14 protein-coding genes and 1 pseudogene are annotated in these 18,956 nt (G+C 73.5%); 11 read left to right on the top strand and 4 right to left on the bottom strand.

Annotation, left to right across the window (positions count from 1 at the left end):
* Nucleotides 1-30 precede the first annotated feature (30 nt).
* On the bottom strand, nt 31-1,239 hold the full coding sequence (locus EJG53_RS04825; RefSeq protein WP_125043765.1) for a cytochrome P450: 1,209 nt from the start codon (nt 1,237-1,239) through the stop codon (nt 31-33).
* A 185-nt stretch (nt 1,240-1,424) separates the two neighbouring features.
* Between EJG53_RS04825 and EJG53_RS04820 the strand changes: the two genes are divergently transcribed.
* Nucleotides 1,425-2,099, top strand: coding sequence for a GbsR/MarR family transcriptional regulator (locus tag EJG53_RS04820; RefSeq protein WP_167515054.1), 675 nt, complete (start codon nt 1,425-1,427; stop codon nt 2,097-2,099).
* A 12-nt stretch (nt 2,100-2,111) separates the two neighbouring features.
* Here the strand turns inward: EJG53_RS04820 and EJG53_RS04815 are convergent, their stop codons facing one another.
* On the bottom strand, nt 2,112-3,623 hold the full coding sequence (locus tag EJG53_RS04815) for an acyl-CoA synthetase (protein WP_125043761.1): 1,512 nt from the start codon (nt 3,621-3,623) through the stop codon (nt 2,112-2,114).
* 132 nt (nt 3,624-3,755) lie between these two features.
* Between EJG53_RS04815 and EJG53_RS04810 the strand changes: the two genes are divergently transcribed.
* The 5 genes from EJG53_RS04810 to EJG53_RS04790 all read left to right on the top strand — a co-directional run bounded on the left by EJG53_RS04810 (nt 3,756) and on the right by EJG53_RS04790 (nt 8,250).
* On the top strand, nt 3,756-4,349 hold the full coding sequence (locus EJG53_RS04810; RefSeq protein ID WP_125043759.1) for a cytochrome P450 family protein: 594 nt from the start codon (nt 3,756-3,758) through the stop codon (nt 4,347-4,349).
* Nucleotides 4,346-5,014, top strand: a complete 669-nt coding sequence (locus tag EJG53_RS04805) for a cytochrome P450 (protein WP_125043757.1) — start codon at nt 4,346-4,348, stop codon at nt 5,012-5,014. Before EJG53_RS04810 ends, EJG53_RS04805 begins: the two co-directional genes overlap by 4 nt.
* On the top strand, nt 5,014-6,078 hold the full coding sequence (locus EJG53_RS04800; RefSeq protein ID WP_125043756.1) for a beta-ketoacyl-[acyl-carrier-protein] synthase family protein: 1,065 nt from the start codon (nt 5,014-5,016) through the stop codon (nt 6,076-6,078). Before EJG53_RS04805 ends, EJG53_RS04800 begins: the two co-directional genes overlap by 1 nt.
* 52 nt (nt 6,079-6,130) lie before the next feature.
* Nucleotides 6,131-6,673 carry a hypothetical protein gene (locus EJG53_RS04795; RefSeq protein WP_125043754.1) on the top strand — a complete coding sequence of 181 codons (543 nt, stop codon included), beginning with the start codon at nt 6,131-6,133 and terminating at the stop codon, nt 6,671-6,673.
* 89 nt (nt 6,674-6,762) lie between these two features.
* On the top strand, nt 6,763-8,250 hold the full coding sequence (locus EJG53_RS04790) for an aromatic amino acid ammonia-lyase (protein WP_125043752.1): 1,488 nt from the start codon (nt 6,763-6,765) through the stop codon (nt 8,248-8,250).
* 45 nt (nt 8,251-8,295) lie between these two features.
* On the opposite strand, the gene EJG53_RS04785 is transcribed toward EJG53_RS04790, so the two are convergent.
* Nucleotides 8,296-9,075, bottom strand: coding sequence for a DeoR/GlpR family DNA-binding transcription regulator (locus EJG53_RS04785; protein WP_125049159.1), 780 nt, complete (start codon nt 9,073-9,075; stop codon nt 8,296-8,298).
* 316 nt (nt 9,076-9,391) lie between these two features.
* Between EJG53_RS04785 and EJG53_RS04780 the strand changes: the two genes are divergently transcribed.
* From EJG53_RS04780 to EJG53_RS04760, 5 genes are read left to right on the top strand one after another with little or no spacing between them, the layout of a single operon-like run.
* Complete coding sequence (locus EJG53_RS04780; RefSeq protein ID WP_125043750.1) at nt 9,392-10,726, top strand: MFS transporter; 1,335 nt, start codon at nt 9,392-9,394, stop codon at nt 10,724-10,726.
* Nucleotides 10,727-10,739: 13 nt separating this feature from the next.
* A complete protein-coding gene (locus EJG53_RS04775; RefSeq protein WP_244954981.1) occupies nt 10,740-12,335 on the top strand; it encodes an FGGY-family carbohydrate kinase in 1,596 nt (531 codons plus the stop codon).
* Nucleotides 12,328-13,833, top strand: coding sequence for an FGGY-family carbohydrate kinase (locus EJG53_RS04770; protein WP_125043748.1), 1,506 nt, complete (start codon nt 12,328-12,330; stop codon nt 13,831-13,833). Before EJG53_RS04775 ends, EJG53_RS04770 begins: the two co-directional genes overlap by 8 nt.
* Complete coding sequence (locus EJG53_RS04765) at nt 13,830-14,462, top strand: histidine phosphatase family protein (RefSeq protein ID WP_125043747.1); 633 nt, start codon at nt 13,830-13,832, stop codon at nt 14,460-14,462. The genes EJG53_RS04770 and EJG53_RS04765 overlap by 4 nt, the downstream gene beginning before the upstream one ends.
* Nucleotides 14,463-14,510: 48 nt before the next feature.
* Complete coding sequence (locus EJG53_RS04760; RefSeq protein WP_125043745.1) at nt 14,511-15,560, top strand: 2-hydroxyacid dehydrogenase; 1,050 nt, start codon at nt 14,511-14,513, stop codon at nt 15,558-15,560.
* 58 nt (nt 15,561-15,618) lie between these two features.
* On the opposite strand, the pseudogene lysX reads toward EJG53_RS04760, so the two are convergent.
* Nucleotides 15,619-18,935: pseudogene (gene lysX / locus EJG53_RS04755) on the bottom strand (bifunctional lysylphosphatidylglycerol synthetase/lysine--tRNA ligase LysX).
* Between the last annotated feature and the right edge of the window lie 21 nt (nt 18,936-18,956).

Here is an 18,956-nt window from a genome sequence, read left to right as displayed (position 1 = left end):
GCGCGAGCGGCAGCCCTCCGGGGTTCCCGGTCACACGTCCCAGGTGACCGGGAGGCGCTTCACCCCGTAGATGTCCGCGATCTCCGGGCGCAGCTCGACCTCCTCGGCCGGTACGGCCAGGCGCAGCGACGGGAAGCGGTTGACCAGCGCGGGGAACGCGACCCCCATCTCGACGCGGGCCAGTTGCTGACCCAGGCACTGGTGGATGCCGTGGCCGAAGGCCAGGTGTCCGCCGCCCTGCCGCCGGAGGTCGAGCGTGTGCGGATCGACGAAGCGCTCGGGGTCACGGTTGGCGGCGTTGATCGACAGGATCACCGGCGAGCCGGCCTCGATGGTGTGGCCGCCGAGTTCGACGTCCTCCAACGGCATCCGCAGGAACGTCTTGGCGACGCTCAGATACCGCAGCAGCTCCTCCACGGCCCGGTCGGCGAGCGCCGGTTCGGCGCGCAGCGCGGCCAACTGGGCAGGGTTCTGCAACAGCGCGAAGGTGCCCAGTGCCAGCATGTTCGCGGTGGTGTCGAGCCCGGCCGCCAGCAGGATCAGGCTGATCCCGCGCAGCTCCTCGTCGGTCAGGTCGCTGTCGGTGAGTTCGCTGAGCACGTCGTCGGTGGGGTTCGCGCGCTTCGCGGCCACCAGCTCCGCGAGGTAGTTCTGCACCGCCGTGTAGGCCGCTATCAGCTCCTCGTCGGTCGTCTCCCCGCTCATGAACGACTCGACCTGCGCCTGGAAGGAGCCCCGGTCCTCGTACGGCACCCCCAGCAGCTCGCAGATCAGGACGGCGGGGATGGGCTTGGCGAACGCGGACACCAGGTCCGCCGGCGGTCCGGTCTTCTCCATGGCGTCCAGGCAGTCGGCGGTGACCTGCTCGACGCGCTCGGTGAGTAGCCGCATCCGCCGGACGGTGAACTTGCCGGCCAGGGGCTTGCGGTAGCGCCGGTGCTCCGGGTCGTCCATGAGGAGGAACTCGCCGGGCGGCGCCGGGGGGACCTCGATGTCGCCGTAGTCGATGGTCGGGTGGTGCCGCATCAGCTCCTTGCGTGAGCTGAACCGCTGGTCGGCCAGGACCGCGCGGGCCAGGTCGTAGCCGGTGATCAGCCAGCCGGGTTTCCCGCCGGGGAAGGTGTAGCGGCTGATCGGGCCGTGCCGGCGGGCGTCGGTCAGCACGGTCGGCGGGGCGAACGGACAGCCGGACCTGCGGCCTGTCGGCAGTGTGGGGACGGTGTGGAGGGACTCGCTCATGACGCTCTCCTCATATCGCGATAGTACGCGTTTTGGCGCAGCCCGAAAGCTACGTTGCATTCACCATCACGTCAATCGCCCGAAATGCATCACCGCAGGTAAGAGGTGGAATATTGGTGCAATGACGCTGTCCTCGAATGCAACAGCGCGTTGCAATGAGGGGAGGTGAAGGCAATACTGCCGCCATGCCAGGAGGACGACTGACCCAGCAGGACCGCCAGCGCGTCGCGGCCGGACTCGCCGACGGGCTCACCTACGCCGAGATCGCCAGACGGCTCGGCCGACCAACTTCGACGGTCAGCCGGGAGGTCGCACGCAACGGCGGCCCCGGCGACTACCGGCCCCAGCAGGCGCACCGGGCGACGGCCCAGCGGGCGCGGCGTGGCACACCGGCGCCGCCCCGTACGCCGGGAGGGCCGGACGGCGCGGTGGAACAGGAGGTGATCGAGCTGGCGGTCAGGGCGGGACTGCCGAGGACCACGGCGCGCGTCCACGTCGACCTGCTGCTGTCCGAGGACGGCAGGCGCACCGCGGCCGAGCTGACCCGCAGGCTCGGCGTCAGCCCGGCCTCCGTGTCCGTGGCCGTGAACTACCTGGTCCAGCACGGCTACGTCCGGCGCGAGCGCGACGCGCACCGGCGCCGCGACGTCTACGTGGTCGACGACGACGCCTGGTACCACTCGGTCGTGCTCAGCGCGCGGCGGACGCTGGAGTCGGCGCGGGCCGCGCTGGCGGCGGCGGAGGCGTTCGGGCCCGACAGCCCGGTGGGGGAGCGGCTGGCCAGGTCGGGCACGTTCCTGGAGCGGGTCGTCCTGGACATGACGGAGTCGGCCGACCGCTGGCGCTCGCTCCTGTCGTGACAGGGGGCCGGTTCAGGGGGCGCCGTACCGGTCCTTGAGCTGTCGGCGTACGGCTTTGCCCGTGCCCGTGCGGGGCAGGTCCGGTGCGACGACGGCGGAGCGAGGGATCTTGTAGCCGGCCAGGCGGCCGGAAAGGGAGGCGAGGACCTCGTCCGGGTCGAGGACCACGCCCGGCGCCGCCACGAGGACCGCGCGGCCGACCTCGCCCCACTCCGTGTCGGGTACGGGGATCACGGCGCAGTCGGCGACGTCCGGGTGGGCCAGGAGCGCGTGCTCGACCTCGGCCGGGTAGATGTTCTCGCCGCCCGAAATGATCATTTCCTTGATGCGGTCCACGACGGTCACCCCGCCGTCGGCGTCCGCGCGGGCCGCGTCGCCGGTGTGCAGCCAGCCGTCCGTGAAGACGGCCGCGGTCTCCTGGGGGCGGTTCCAGTAACCGGCCATCACGTTGGGGCCGTGGACGAGCAGTTCACCCGTCTCGCCGACGGCGGCATCGGCGGTCTCTTCGTCGGCGGAGCCGGCCGGGCCGTTCGGGCCCGGGACCACGACGCGGACATCGGTGAACAGGTGCGGCACACCCGCGGGCCCCGGCGCGGCGCCGGCCGGCCCGGGGGGAGTCAGCAGGACACCGGGCGCCGCCTCGGTCATGCCGTACCCCTGGCGCAGTACGAGCCCACGCCGTGCGTAGGTGCCGACCAGCGCCTCGGGCACCTGGGCGCCGCCGCACACCAGGGTGCGCAGGGACGACAGGTCGGCGTCCGGCCAGCGCGGGTGGGCGGCGATCCGGCGGAACATCGTGGGGACGCCGAACAGGGACGTGACACGGTGCCGTTCGACGGCCCCGAGCGCCGCGCCCGCGTCGAAGGACTCCATCAGCACACAGGTGCCGCCCTTGAGCAGCACCGGCAGGGCCTGCATGCCCAGTGCGGCGGCGTGGTAGAGCGGTGCGGCGATCAGGGCCGTCTCGTCGGTCGTCAGGTCCATGTCGATCAGGACGTTGACGGCGTTCCAGGTGAGGTTGGCGTGGGTGAGGACGGCGCCTTTGGGGTGGCCGGTGGTGCCGGAGGTGTAGAGGATCACGCACGGGTCGTCCGGTGTCACGGTTTCCTCGACCGGGGGCGCGGGGGCGGCCTCTCCCGCCGCGTCCACCACGACCACCGGTACGCCGGTGCCCGCCGGAGCGCCGGGGGAGCGGCCGGTGCGCAGCAGTACCCGGGCGCCGCAGTCCGCCAGTTGACAGGCCAGTTCCGGCGGGCCGAGCCGTACGTTGAAGGGGACGAACACGGCGCCGAGCAGGCCGGTGGCGAAGAGGGACGCGAGGAACTCGGGCCGGTTGGGGCCGAGGAAGCCGACCCGGTCGCCCTTGCGTACGCCGTGGCGCCGCAGGGTGTGGGCGATGCGGGTGGCATGGGCGTACAGACCGGCGTAGCTGATGCGCAGCCCGTCGCCGTGGACCACCGCCGTGCGGTGCGGGGTGCGCCGTGCCCGCCGCGCGGCCCAGGCGCCGATGCCTTCCTCGTGCATGTGCCGGCCCTCTCCGGTCGCTCGGTACGCCCGCCTGTCGCGTCACCCGTTCGAGGGGTACGCGTAGTGACATGATCTTACGGATGGTAATTTACCAGTGACTCTGGGTGTTCGAAGTGTGGGGAGGCTGCGGTGATCGCTGGCCCAGGTACGGCGCTGCTGATGGACGCGCGGGTCCGCCACAGTCCCGAGGCCGAGCGCATCGACACCCGGGGCGAGCCCCCGGTGTGGCGCGCGAAGCTGCCCGACGGCTCCGCCGTCTGGGTCGCGAGCGGGTACGACGCGGCGCGCCGGGCGATGACGGACACCGGCTTCGCCAAACCGGCCGTGCGGGGCGGTGAGCGGTGGACGCGCTACCTGGGCTTCACCGCACCGCAGGTCACCGACAGCATCGTCCGCAGCATGGGCAACACCGACGGTGACCTGCACCGCAGCCTGCGGGACCTGGGCGCCTCGGCGCTCACGCCGGAGCGCGTACGGGCCGCCGTCGACCGGGCGGACGGGACGGCCGAGGAGCTGCTCGACACGATCGCCGAGCGCGGCCGCGCCGACCTCGTCGGCGAGTTCGCCCACCCCTTCGGCGTCCGGGCGATCACCGGACTCCTGGGATATCCCGACGACTTCGTCCGCCGCACCCTGGAGCTGCGGCGCTGGGGCCCGGCACCGCTGTTCGATCCCCCGGGTCCCCCGACCGCGAGCGGTACGCGGCCGAGCGGGAGGCCATGAGCGAGCTGCTGCACGACCTGGTGGCCTTCCGACGGCGCAGCCCCGGCTCCGACGCCGTCAGCGGAATGATCGCGCACGCCGACGCCGCCGGCCTCGACGAAGGGCACCTGACCTCCACCCTCTTCCTGCTGCTCGTCGCCACCTACGAGCCCGTCGCCGACTTCCTCACGTCGAGCCTGTACACGCTCTGGCACCACCCCGACCTCCTCGCCGACCCCGCCCGGGTCACCGAAGGGCTCGACGAACTGCTGCGCTACACCTCACCGCTGGCCGCCACCATGCCGCGCTTCGCCGTGCGGCCCACCGAGCTGTACGGCGCGCGACTGGAGCCGGGCGACGCGGTCGTCGTGCACCTCGCCCTCGCCAACCGCGACCCGCGGCGCTTCACCGCCCCCAACCGCCTCGACCTGACGCGAGAGCGGGGCCAGGACCTCGTCTTCTCCCACGGCCCGCACTTCTGCCTGGGCAGCGCCCTCGCCGTCGGGCTGTGCCGTACCGCGCTCGGCGCCGTGCTCCGCCGCCTGCCCGGCCTCGCCGCCGCCCGGCCGCTCGACACGCTGCCCTGGCAGCGCGGCTCGACCGGCGACATCACCCATCTGCACATCACCGCGGGGCTGACGGAACTGCCCGTGACCTGCCGCCCCCGGCACGCGGTGGCGTCCTGATGGCCCGCGTCACCGGCCTGTCGGTGCTGACCGCCTACGGCCACGGCCCGGACGCCCTCTGGAAGGGCCTGACCTCCGCGACACCCGCCACCTCCCGGGTCACCCGCTTCGACACCACCCGCCACCGCGCCCACCACGCCGCCGTCCTCCCCGGCACCCCCGACCTGTACGGCGAACTGGAACGCCTCGTCGGCGAAGCCTGCGACCAGGCCGGACTCTCTCCCGACGACCGCGCCGCCACGCCGCTCGTCCTCGCCCTGCACGCCGGCCCGGACACGGCCGCGCTGGCCGCCGAACTGGCGGGCGCCTGCGGCCTGCGCGAGGTCCTCACCGTCCACACCGCCGCCTGCGCCGCCTCCAACACCGCCGTCGCCGAGGCGGCCCACCTCATCGGCACCACCGCCGAACGGCGGGCCGTCGTCGCCGGGGCCAGCTTCGTCGACGCCAGCATGTTCGCCGCCTTCGACAGCGCCGGCATCCTCGCCCCCGACGGCGTCTGCCGCCCGTTCAGCGCCGGCCGCGAGGGCCCCGTGCTGGGCGACGGCGCCGCCGCCGTGGTCCTCGAACACACCGGCACCGCACCGCCGTGGGCCACCGTCCGCGGCTGGGGCAACGCCGCCGAGGCCCACCACGTCTGCCGCCCCCACCCCGACGGCCGGGGCCCCGCGGCGGCCGTCACCACCGCACTGCGCCGCGCCGGGGTCACCGGCGACCGGATCGGCTACCTCAACGCCCATGCGACCGCCACCGCCGCCTTCGACGCGGGCGAGGCCGCCGCCATCGTGAGCGCGCTCTCCCCGCACGGCGTACGGGTCCCCGTCAGCTCCACCAAGGCCCTGCACGGACACTGCCTGGAAGCCTCCGGCCTGGTCGAACTGGCCGTCTGCGCCCTCGCCTTCCGGCACGGGGAGCTGCCCGTCAACGCCAACCACCTGGCCCCGGACGAGGACTGCCCCCTCGACCTGGTGCTCGAACCGGGCCGCGCCCCGCAGTCCCGCTACGCGCTCAGCCTCAACAGCGGCTTCGGCGGCGTCTGCACGGCCCTCCTCTTGGCGATGCCGTAACGCGACCGGTGCTGCCATGCCCCCGACCACCCCGTGCCGTACGACGCCACCCGTGCGGGAAGAGCCCGATGAGGACGCCATGGAACTGATCGTCGAGACCCTCGCCCAGTGGCCGCCGCCGGACGACCCGACGGCACGCCTCCCGGAGGTCCCGCGCTTCGACACGTCCGCCTTCGCGCCCCTGCTGGTGGCCGTCGGCGAACGCTGCCTCGCCGACCGGTACGGCACGCCCCCGCTGCCCCCGGCGCTCGGCGCGCGCACCGCGCTCGTCCTCGCGGCCACCCGTGGCGACGTGGTCACCCAGACCGCCATCGACGACGCGGTGGCCGGACAGCGGCAGGTGCCCAAACCCCTGCTGTTCCAGAACGTGCCCTCCACGGCGCTCGGCCACCTGAGCACCGTATGGGGCCTGACCGGCCCGCTCGTCGCCACCCTCGCCATCGGCGACCCACTGGCCGCGGCCCGCACCACCGCCGCGCGCCTCATCGCCACGGGCGACACCGACCAGGCCCTGGCCATCGCCGCCGACCCCGGCGACAGCCCGCGGTCGCCCGGCACGGCCTGGGCCCACCTGTTCACCACCGGCCGGACCTGACCGCCCGTACCCGGCCGCCCCGCCCTCGTCCGTCACCGTGGCCGCGTCCCCCCACCGCGTCCACGCCGCCATCCCCCTCAAGGAAAGCGATGCCCACCACCATGCGGCCCCCCACGGCCGAGCTGCGGTTCCCCTCGGTCCTGACCCCCGAGACACTCGAATCCGCCGCCGGACCCGTCACCGTACGGCTCGATGACGCCTCCCGCGCGGCCGTCGCCCGCTGCCACGACTACCTCGGCACCTGCCTCGACAAGGGCCGCGAGATCTACGGCACCACCACCGGCTTCGGCCCCCTCGTGGTCTACGCGGGCCAGGACGAGGGCGCGGACCAGTGCGAGAACGTGCTCACCCACCTCGAAGTCGGCCAGGGCCCCGACCTGGAACCGCCGGTCGCCAGAGCCACCCTGCTCACCCGCCTGTGGAGCCTGGCCAGAGGCCACTCCGGCGTGGCGCCCCCCGCCGTGGACGCCCTCGTGGCGATGCTCGGCACGTCCTTCGCGCCGGTGATGCCCGAGTACGGATCGGTCGGCGCCAGCGGCGACCTCGCGCCCCTGGCGCACGCCATCCGGTCCCTCCAGGGACGCGGCGACGCCTACCTCGGCACCACCCGGATGCCCGCCGCCCGGGCCCTCGCCGAAGCCGGGCTGCGGCCCGTGGAACTGACCGGCCGGGACGCGCTCGGCCTGGTCAACGGCACCTCCGTGACCGCGGCCGGCGCCGGCCTGGCGCTCGCCCAACTGCACCGCTCGGTGGCCGCCGGCACCGCGCTGACCGCCCTGCTCGCCGGCGTCCTCGGCTGCCGCCCCGACTTCACGGCCCCCGAGATCTTCGAGGCACTGGGCCACGAGGACACCGCCGAACGCGCCGACGACCTGCGCAAACAACTCGTCGGCCACGAGCCGAGCGGCACCCGCGCCCTCCAGGAGCCCTACACGCTGCGCTGCGCGCCGCACATCCTCGGTGCCGCGGCGACCAGCCTGCGCCACGCCCGCCAGGTCGTCACCGACGACCTCAACGGCATCAGCGACAATCCGCTCTTCTTCCCCGAGCGCGACGTGGTCGCCCACGGCGGCAACTTCTTCGGCCAGCAGGTCGCCTTCGCCGCCGACCTGATGTCCATCACCGCCGCCCAGCTCGCCAACCTCGCCGAACGCCAGCTCGACCTGCTGATCGACCCGCGCCGCAACGGCGGCCTCAACCCGATGCTCGCCGAGGACCCCGGACGCGACCACGGCGTCCAGGGCATCCAGCTCGCCGCGACCTCCCTGGTCGTCGCGATGCGCCGGGCCGCCACCCCCGCCGCCATGCAGAGCGTCCCCACCAACTGGCACAACCAGGACATCGTCCCGTTCGGCACCCAGGCCGCGTTCACCGCGCTCCGGCAGGCCAGGACGCTGCGCCTGCTGCACGGTTCGCTCGCCGTCGCCCTGCGCCAGGCCGTCCACGTAGGCACCCGGCGCCCCGCCGCCGAGGCCGGTGTCCGCCTCCTGGACGCCCTGGAGCCGACCGTGGGGCCGGACCGGCCGTGGGCGGTGTCCGTACGCGAGGCCGCCGACGTGCTCGACCGCACGTGCTGACCCGGAGGCGGTACCCGCCGGTCCGGGCGCCGCTCACCCGTGCCCTCAGGGCCGCGGTACCACCATCACCTCGGTGCCCCCGGCCCGTACGGCCCGGATCTCGGCCGCGGGCAGCCCGTCGTCCACGATCAGCAGGTCGAAGTCGGTCAGCGGCGCCAGCGCGTACAGGCCGCCCTTGGTGAACTTGGTGTGGTCGGCGACCAGCACCCGCCGCGCCGCGCTCTCCATCATCGCCCGCTTGACCTGCACCGTCTCCGGCGAGGTGTGGTAGCAGCGGCCGTTGGTGACGGCGGTGGTCGACAGGAACAGCACATCGGCGCGGAAGGCCCGTACCGAGTCCGCCGTGTGCGGGCCCATGAACGCGTCGTACGCCGGGAAGTAGGCGCCGCCCAGCGTGATCAGCGAGATGCCGGGCTCCTTGGCGAGTGTGGTGACGGCCGGCAGCGAGTTGGTGACGACGGTCAGCGGCGTGTGCTCCGCGAACCGGTGCGCCAGCAGGAGGCAGGTGGTGCTGTCGTCGAGCATGACGGTCTGGCCGGGCACGAGCAGGGTCGCCGCGGCCCGCGCCAGGGCCTGCTTGGCCGGTGCCATCACCGCCATCCGGTCGGCCACGCTCCCGTGGAACTGCGCCGACGGCAGGCCGGTCGCCCCGCCGCGCACCTTGCGCAGCCAGCCCTGCGCCTGGAGGGCGTCCAGGTCGCGATGGGCGGTCATCAGGCTGATGCCGTACTCCTCGGCCAGGTCCGCGGTGCGGACGAAGCCGCGGGCGATGACGGTCTCCCGCAGGCGGCGGCGCCGCTCCTCCTGGGCTTCGAGCCGGTCCATGGTGCTCACTTCCTGGCCGTACGGGACGGCCGGACGGGACGGACGTACGGGTGCCGTGGCGCACGGGGCCGTGGCGCACGGCGCACACCGTACGCCGTGTGAATTCGCCGCGTTATGTTCGCACGGATTTAACGTGGCGCGCGCGGTGGGCACGGCCCGCACCGGCGGCTCCGGCAGGACACAACACGGCAGGCCACCGGCCCGGTGCGAAGATTTCCGGCCACCATTGACGCTGGTTTCGGCCGGACTGTTGCATCGGCTCGTCCGCTTCGCAGGCCCCCTGCCACCGCCTGCCGCCGTAGAAAGGGGAGATTCGATGAAGAACCCTCTCCCGAACCCTCTCCCGCGTCCGCCGATCACCCGGGCGGCCGTCCGCCTGGGCCTCCCGCCGACCCTGGCCTGGGGCTACCTGGGTCTGCTGCTGTTCATGATCGGCGACGGTGTCGAGTCCGGCTACCTCTCGCCGTACCTGATCGACCAGGGGATACCGGAGCCCCGGGTGGCGCTGCTGTTCACCGTCTACGGCATCGCGGCGGGCGTCGCCGCCTGGCTCTCCGGCGTGCTGTCCGAACTGTGGGGGCCGCGCCGCGTCATGTGGACGGGCCTGGCCGTCTGGGGCGCCTTCCAGGCCGTCTTCCTCGCCGTGGCCGTCCCGCTGGGCAGCTACCCCCTGATGATGCTGGGCTACGGCCTGCGCGGCCTGGGCTATCCGCTGTTCGCGTACGGGTTCCTCGTCTGGATCGCCGGGGTCGCGCCGCGGGCGCGGCTCAGCACCGCCATGGGCTGGTTCTGGTTCGCCTTCACCGGCGGCCTGCCCACCCTCGGTTCGCTGGTCGCCAGTGGTCTGATCCCGCACATCGGCGCGTACGCCACCCTGTGGGCCGCCCTCGTGCTGGTCGCCGCCGGCGGTCTGATCGCGCTGCTGCCGGTCCGCGACGACCGCGGCGGTCCCAGGCCGCGCTCCGAGGGCGACGGCCCGCTGGCCACCCTGATCGGCAGCGTCACGATCCTGTGGCGCAACCCCCGGGTCGGCACCGGCGCGCTCGTACGGACCGTCAACACGGCCTCGCAGTTCGGGTTCTTCGTCATCCTGCCGGTGCACTTCACCCGGACCGTCGGCTTCAGCCTCACCCAGTGGCTGCACCTGCTCAGCGCGATGTTCGCGACCAACATCGTCGCGAATCTGCTGTGCGGGATGATCGGCGACCGGTTCGGCTGGCGCCGGACCATCGCCTGGTGCGGCGGCGCGGGCTGCACCGTCAGCACCCTGCTGCTGTTCTACGTACCGCAGGCGGCGGGCGCCAACTTCGGCCTGGCCCTCGCGGTCGCCGCGTTCTACGGCGCTACGCTGGCGGGATACGTCCCGATTTCGGCACTGATGCCCTCGCTGGAGCCGCGCCACAAGGGCCAGGCACTGGCGGCGCTCAACCTGGGCGCGGGCGCCAGCACCTTCGTCGGACCGGCCGTCGTCGCGGTCTTCGCCGGACCGCTCGGCGTCGAAGGGGTGGTCTGGATCTTCGCGGGGATGTACGCGGTCAGTACCGTGCTCACCGTCTTCCTGAAGCTGCCGGACGAGCCGGGCACGGCGCCGGACCGGACGGCCGCCACCGCCACCGCGCCCGCCGCGCCGTCCGCCTCCGCACCGGCGTGAGAGGACGCATCTGATGTCCGTACTGACCGTCGACGTCGGCACCACGATGATCAAGTCCGTGGTCTTCGACGACCGGGGCCGCGAGATCGCGGTCTCCCGCCTCGCCACCGAAGTGCTCCGCCCCCACCCGGGCCGGGCCGAGCAGGACATGGACGCCGTCTGGAACGCCGTCGTCTTCACCGTCCGCAACGCCCTGTCCGAACTCGCCGGCCGCCCTGGCCCGGCCGACCCCGTATGGCTGGTCTCCTTCACCGCCCAGGGCGACGGCGCCTGGCTCGTCGACGAGCGCGGCCGTCCCACCGGTCCCGCGATCCTGTGGTCCGACGGCCGGGCCGGCGACCTCGTCGGCCAGTGGCAGCGGGACGGCGTCCTGGAGGCCGCCTTCCGCCGCAACGGCTCGCTGACCTGCGCCGGCATGCCCAACGCGATCTTCGCATGGCTGGCCGCGCACGACCCGGACCGGCTGGCCCGCTCGCACGCCTCGCTCACCGCCGCCGGCTGGCTCTTCCTGCGGCTGACCGGCGTCACCGCCGTCGACGAGTCGGACGCCTCGGCGCCCTTCCTCGACCACGCCACCGGCGCGTACGACCCGTACCTGATCGACCTCTTCGGCCTGGCGGCGTACGAGCGGCTGCTGCCCAGGGTGCTCGGCGAGCACGAGCGGATCGCCGAGATGACCTCCGAGGCGGCCGGCCAACTCGGGCTGCCGGCCGGCCTCCCGGTCGTCATGGCGCCGTACGACATCGCCGCCACCGCGCGCGGCGTCGGCGTGGTCAACCCCGGCCAGGCGTGCAGCATCCTCGGCACCACCCTGTGCACCGAGATCGTCCGTACGACCGTGGACACCACCGGCGAACCGTCCGGCATCACCATCGCCTACCGAGGCCGGGAACGCGTCCTGCGCGCCTTCCCGACCCTCAACGGCGCCGAGGTGCTCGGCTGGGCCGCCCGCACGCTGCACCTGTCCGGACCGCCGGAACTGTCCCGGCTGGCCTTCGAGTCCGAGCCGGTCGCGAACGGCCTGATGTTCCTGCCGTACCTCTCCCCGGCGGGCGAGCGGGCCCCGTTCCTCGACGGGCACGCCCGCGGCGGATTCTGGGGCCTGTCCCTGGAACACACCCGCGCCGACCTGGCCCGCGCGGTCTTCGACGGCCTCTCGCTCGTCCTCCGCGACTCGCTGACCGCCTCCCGCACCCACGTCACCGAACTGCGCCTGTGCGGCGGCGGCGCCAACAGCGACGCCTGGTGCGCGCTCATCGCGGACGCGACGGGCGTACCGACCGCCCGCTCCGGCGACACCGAACTCGGCGCCAAGGGCGCCTTCCTCACCGGCCTGGTGCTGTCCGGAGCCGAGTCCAGCATGCACAGCGCCGCCACCAAGTACGTACGGATGCGGTCGAGCTGGGAGCCCGACCCGGAGCGCACCGCCCGGTACGCCGAGCTGTACGAGGACTTCCTGCACTGGCGCGACCTCGCCCGCGAGGCGGGCTGGCGCCCCGGAGCCGGCCGGCAGTGCGTCCCCGAAGCCCCCGGCCGGCCACCGGCCCCGCCGCACCCGATACCCGCACCACCCGGACACCCCGACCGAGGAGCCCCCCACCGTGTCTGACGCCCTGACCGCCGACGCCGTCTGGCTCGGCCTCGACCTCGGTACGCAGAGCGCCCGCTGCGTCGCCGTCGACGGGACCGGACAACTGCTCGCCGCCGCCTCCCGGCCCCTGACGAGCCACCGGGACGGCAGACGCCACGAGCAGGACCCCGAGCAGTGGTGGAGCGCCCTGTCCGCCGCCTGCCGCGCGGCCCTCGCCGGGACCGACCCGGCCCGGGTGCGCGGCCTGGCGCTCGACGCCACCTCCGGTACGGTCCTCCTCGCCGACGCCGACGGCACCCCGCTCACCCCCGGCCTCATGTACGACGACGGACGCGCCGCCGACCAGGCGGAGGCCGTCAACGAGGCCGGGGGAGCGGTGTGGCAGGACCTCGGCTACCGCACCATGCAGCCCTCCTGGGCCCTGCCCAAACTGCTCTGGCTGCTGCGCCAGGACCCCGGCCTCGGCGAGCGGGCCCGGCTGCTGCACCAGCCCGACCTGATCACCTGGCGGCTCACCGGCCACCAGGTCCCCTCCGACGCCAGTCACGCCCTCAAGACCGGCTACCACCTCACGGAGGAGCGCTGGCCGTCCGCCGAACTCACCCGGCTCGGCGTGCCCGAGCGCGTCCTGCCGCAGGTCGTACGGCCCGGAACCGTCCTCGGCACGGTCTGCGCGGCGGCCGCCGCGGCCACCGGCATCCCCGAGGGCACCACCGTCGTCGCCGGGACGACCGACGGCTGCGCCGCCCAGATCGGCGCCGGCGCCCTCGCCCCCGGCGCCTGGAACTCCGTGCTCGGCACCACCCTCGTCCTCAAGGGCACCAGCCCGCACCTGATCCGCGACCCGCACGGCGTCGTCTACTGCCACCGCGGACCGGACGGGAACTGGCTGCCCGGCGGCGCCTCCAGCTCCGGCGCGGGCGTCCTCGCCCGGCACTTCACCCCCGAGAACGGCGACGACCTCGACGCGCTCACCGCACAGGCCGTACGCGACGGCCGGGACTGGGACGCGGTCACCTACCCCCTCGTGTCGGCGGGCGGCGAACGCTTCCCCTTCCGCGCGCCGGACGCCGAACCGTTCACCCTCGGCGACGTCCCCACCCGCGCCCAGGAGTTCCACGCCTGCCTGCTCGGCGTCGCCTGCGTCGAGCGCCTCTGCTTCGACTACCTCGACCACCTCGGCGCCCCCGTCGACGGGCCGCTCACCTTCACCGGCGGCGGCGCCCGCAACGCCTACTGGTCGCAGCTCCGCGCCGACCTGCTCGGCCGCCCCGTCCACCTGCCCGAACAGGCCGAAGGCGCCCTCGGCATGGCCGTGCTCGCCGCCACCTCCGGCGGCGTCACCCTCCAGGAGGCCGCCGCCGCCATGGTCCGCGCCGGCACGCCCGTCACCCCCGACCCGGCCCGCACCGCCCGCCTGCTCCCCGCCTACCTCCGCTTCCTCGACGAACTGACCCGCCGTGGCTGGCTCGACCAGACCGTGGCCGACCACGCCCGCAGGAGGGCCGCACCGTGACCGACTTCATCCTCGTACGCCACGGCGAGACCGAATGGCACGCCGAGAACCGCTACGCCGGACTCACCGACGTCGCCCTGACCGGACGCGGGGAGGAACAGGCGGCGGCCCTCGCCGACTGGGCCGCCACCGCCCGCCTGGACGCCGTCTGGTGCTCCCCGCTGTCCCGCGCCCGGCGCACCGCCGCGCCCGCCGCCGCGGCCTGCGGTCTCTCCCCGCACGTCGACGAACGCCTCTACGAGGTGGACTTCGGCCGCGGCGAGGGCCTGACCAAGGCAGAGATGCGCCGGCGCTTCCCGGACGAGCTGGCGGCGTTCCTCGCCGACCCGGTCGGCCACCACCTGCCCGGGGGCGAGGACCCCCGCGCCGCCGCCCTGCGCGCCGCCGACTGCCTCGCCGACATCGCCCGCGCCCACCCGGACGGCCGGGTCCTGATCGTCGCCCACTCCACCCTCGTCCGCGTCCTGCTGTGCCACCTGCTGGGCATCCCGCTCGCCGACTACCGGCGCGTCTTCCCGCAGCTCCTCAACGGCGCGCTGACCGAACTGCGCCTCCGGGACGGCCAGGCCGCGCTGCTGCGCCTCAACGCCCCCGCCACGCCCGCACCGCTCTCCACGCCCCTGCGCTGACCCGTGCACCGCCGCCGTACACCCCAGTCCACCCAGGAGAAAGACCCCATGAGCAGCCCCACCGTCCTCGCCGCCGGCAACCACTTCATCCTCCCGAGCCTGCTGACCGAGGCGGTCACCGAGGCCACCGGCGGCACGGTGACCGCCGGACAGATCCGGGAGCTGCGACTGCCCTGGCCGCACACCCCGCTCGGCAAGGTCGCCGAGGTCGACGAGGCGTCCGGTACGGAGGACCAGCTCATCGAGGCGCTCCAGGGCGTCCGGATCTGCGTCACCGAACACGCCGCCCTCACCGAGCGCATCCTCGCCCACTGCCCCGACCTGGAACTGTTCTGCGTCGGCCGCGGCGGGCCGGTCAACGCCAACCTGGACGCCGCCAGCCGGCACGGCGTCGCCGTCTGCTACGCCCCCGGACGCAACGCCACCGCCACCGCCGAGCACACCCTCACCCTGCTCCTCGCCGCCGCCCGCGGCGTCGGCGACACCCACACCGACCTGCGCCAAGGCGTGTGGCGCGGCGACTATTACGACTACGACAAGTGCGGCATCGAGATCGAGGGCACCACCGTCGGTCTGGTCGGGTACGGGGCGATCGGCAGCCGGGTCGCCAAGGTGCTGGCCGCCATGGGCGCGCACGTCCTCGTCCACGACCCGTACGCCGCCCCCGAGGCACTGGCCGGTATCGCCGAACAGGTCGGCCTGGACGACCTGCTGAACCGCTCGCGCATCGTCTCCCTGCACGCCCGCCTCACCGACGAGACCCGCGGCATGATCGGCCGCGCGCAGCTCGCCGCCATGCCGCACGGCTCCGTCCTGGTCAACTGCGCCCGCGGCGCCCTCGTGGACTACGACGCGGTCTGCGACGCGCTGGAGTCCGGGCAGCTCAGGGGCGCCGGCTTCGACGTCTTCCCCGAGGAGCCGGTCCCGGCGGGCTCCCGCCTGCTGGCCGCGCCCGGCGTCGTGCTGACCCCGCACATCGCGGGCGGCAGCCGCCAGGTCGCGCACAAGGCGGCCCGTATCGTCGCCGCCGAGGCCGCCCGCTTCCTGCGCGGCGAGCCGCTCGCGCACTGCGCCAACCCGGCGGTGCTGGGAGGCTGACCGGCCGTACGACGAAGGGCCGCCCCCAGGCTGGGGGCGGCCCTTCCGTGTCAGGTGCCTACCGGCGCCGTACCAGCGGGAACGGCAGCGTCTCGCGGATCGACAGGCCGGTGAGGAACATGACCAGCCGGTCCACGCCGATCCCCAGACCGCCGGTCGGCGGCATGGCGTATTCGAGGGCCTGGAGGAAGTCCTCGTCCAGCTCCATCGCCTCCGGGTCGCCGCCCGCCGCCAGCAGCGACTGGGCGGTCAGCCGGCGCCGCTGCTCGACCGGGTCGGTCAGCTCGGAGTAGGCGGTGCCCAGCTCCGTGCCGAAGGCGACCAGGTCCCAGCGCTCGGCGAGCCGCGGGTCCTTGCGGTGCTGGCGGGTCAGCGGCGAGACGTCGGTGGGGAAGTCCTTGTAGAAGGTGGGCAGCGTGGTCTTCTCCTCGACCAGCCGCTCGTACATCTCCAGGACGACGTCACCGCGGCCCATCTCCGGCTTCACCGGCACCCCGGACCGCTGGCACAGACGGCGCAGCACATCCGGGTTCGTGTCCGCGTCGACCTCTTCGCCGAGCGCCTCGGAGATCGCGCCGTACACCGTCTTGACCGGCCAGATGCCCGAGATGTCGTGCTCGACGAGCTTGCCGTTCGCGTCCGCCTTGCGGGCGGTGGCGCTGCCGAAGGCGGAGACCGCGGCGCCCTGGATCAGCTCGCGGGTCAGGTCGAGCATCACGTCGTAGTCGGCGAACGCCTGGTACGCCTCCAGCATCGTGAACTCGGGGTTGTGCTTGTACGAAATGCCCTCGTTACGGAACGTGCGTCCCATCTCGAAGACCTTCTCCATACCACCCACGCACAGCCGCTTCAGGTACAGCTCGGGCGCGATGCGCAGGTACAGGTCGAGGTCGTAGGCGTTGATGTGGGTCTGGAAGGGACGCGCGTTGGCGCCACCGTGGATCTGCTGGAGCATCGGCGTCTCGACTTCGAGGTAGCCGCGCTCGATCAGACCCTGGCGCAGCGCCTGCACCGCGGTGCTGCGGGCCCGCAGGTTGTCCCGCGAGTCCGGCGAGACGACCAGGTCCACGTAGCGCTGGCGGACCTTGGCCTCCGGGTCGGTCAGACCGCGCCGCTTGTCGGGCAGCGGACGCAGACACTTCGCCGTGAGCCGCCAGTGGGTGACGAAGACCGTCAGCTCACCGCGGTCGCTCGCGCCGACCTCGCCCTCGGCCTCGATGTGGTCGCCCAGGTCGATGTCGGCGGCGAACCGCGCCAGCTCCTCGGCGCCGGTGCCCTCGCGGGTCAGCGCGATCTGGAGGTCGCCCGACCAGTCGCGCAGCACGGCGAACAGCACACCGCCGTGGTCGCGGGTGAGCAGCACCCGGCCGGCGATCCGCACGACCTTGCCGGTGTGCGTACCGGCCTCCAGGTCCGGGTGCTCGTCGCGGACGTTGCCCAGGGTGTGGGTGCGCTGCACACCGACCGGGTACGGGTCGGTGCCCTCCGTACGCAGCCGCTCCAGCTTGCGGTGACGGATGCGGACCTGCTCCGGCAGCGCCGCCAGCTCCCGCTCGCGCAGCTCCTCCTCGGTCGCCGGCGGCTGCTCGACCAGGCCCAGCTCGTCCAGCGACGGCAGGTGGGCGGTGGTCGCCGGGGTCAGCACCCGCTTCTTGTGGCCCTTGCCCCACAGCTTGCCCAGGCTCGGTACGGCCACGAAGCCCTCGGCGATGCCGGACGCCATGCCGATACGGGCCAGGGCGCCGGTGTCCGCGTAGCACAGGAAACGCGGGTACCACTCGGGGGCGTACTTGGCGTTGGAGCGGTACAGCGCCTCAAGCTGCCACCACTTGGAGAAGAACAGCAGCAGCTTGCGCCACACCTTCAGCACCGGACCGGCGCCGATCCGGGCGCCCTCCTCGAAGGCGGACCGGAAGACCGCGAAGTTCAGCGAGATCCGGCGCACACCGATCTGCCCGGCGTGCGCGCACAACTGGGCGACCATGTACTCCATCACGCCGTTGGGCGCGCTGCGGTCGCGGCGCATCACGTCCAGCGAGATGCCGTCCTTGCCCCACGGCACGAACGACAGCAGGGCCATCATGTTGCCGTCGCCGTCGAACGCCTCGGCCAGCAGGCAGTCGCCGTCCTCGGGGTCGCCGAGCCGGTCCAGCGCCATCGAGAAGCCGCGCTCGGTCTCGGTGTCGCGCCAGGCGTCCGCCCGGTGGATGACCTCCTGCATCTCCGCGTCGGACAGCTCGGAGTGCCGGCGGACCCGGAAGGTGGCGCCGGTGCGCTCGACCCGGTTGACGGCCTGGCGGGTCACCCGCATCTCACGGCCGTCCAGGTCGAAGTCCTTGACGTGCAGGATCGCCTCGTCGCCGAGCTGCAGCGCGCTCAGACCGCTGCGCGCGAACGCCTTGGCGCCGTCCTCGCTGGCGCCCATGACGGCGGGCTGCCAGCCGTAGCGGCCGGCGACCTTGAGCCACTCCTCGATGGCCGGGCCCCACGCCTCGCGGTCACCGACCGGGTCACCACTGGCCAGGCAGACGCCGGCCTCCACCCGGTAGGTGACGGCGGCCTTGCCGCTGGGGGAGAAGACCACGGCCTTGTCCCGGCGGGTGGCGAAGTAGCCGAGCGAGTCCCGGCCCCGTAACGGGCCAGCAGCGCCCGGATACGGGTCTCCTCGTCACCGTGGAGCGCGGCCTCCATGCGCTGCGACCGGAAGAGCACCCGGGCCGCGTTCAGCAGCGCCAGCGCGCCGAACAGACCGAGCAGGAAGATGATCCAGTGCGGCGGGTGGCCGTGGAACTGGTGGTTGCTCAGCAGACCGCCGCAGACCCGGTCGGCCGCCCACAGCAGCCGGCTGTCGGCGCCGCGCTCCAGGCTGCCCGGGAACAGCGACACCAGGCCCCAGCCGACGAGGATCGAGACCACCAGGCCCGCGACCAGCACCCCGGCGGCGCGCCAGAACGCGCCGCGGCGGGTGATCGCGTAGAACTCGCGGTGCGCGACCAGCAGCAGGACCAGCGCGGCCGTGCACAGCACCAGGGAGAAGTAGTACTCCCGGTAGCCGTCGATCACGAGGGCCGCGTCGGTCAGGGTCACCAGCACCATGTAGACGACGGCGAACCACAGGGCGACGCGTTTGCGCGCGGTCAGCGCCGCGGCCAGCAAGGAGAGGAAGACCGCGTACGCGAGGTTCGGTTCGACCACGATGGTCAGGGTGTCCAGCCATTGGATGACCGGTTTCAGGGCGCGTCGCAGCGGCCCGATCAGCGCCGTGACGGCGCAGAACAGCCCCAGAAGGCTGAAGAAGATGGCGAAGCCGTTGGGCACGCGGCGGCGAAAACGCGCCCACGCCGTTATTTGGTCCTGGTCCTGCACGGTGCTCATTCCGTCACACTAGGCTCTGTA

Origin of the sequence: Streptomyces chrestomyceticus JCM 4735 (assembly GCF_003865135.1) — a bacterium.
GTDB classification, from domain to species: Bacteria; Actinomycetota; Actinomycetes; order Streptomycetales; family Streptomycetaceae; genus Streptomyces; species Streptomyces chrestomyceticus.
Note: the sequence above shows the minus strand (reverse complement) of the source record. Positions and strands in the feature narration are given on the sequence as shown.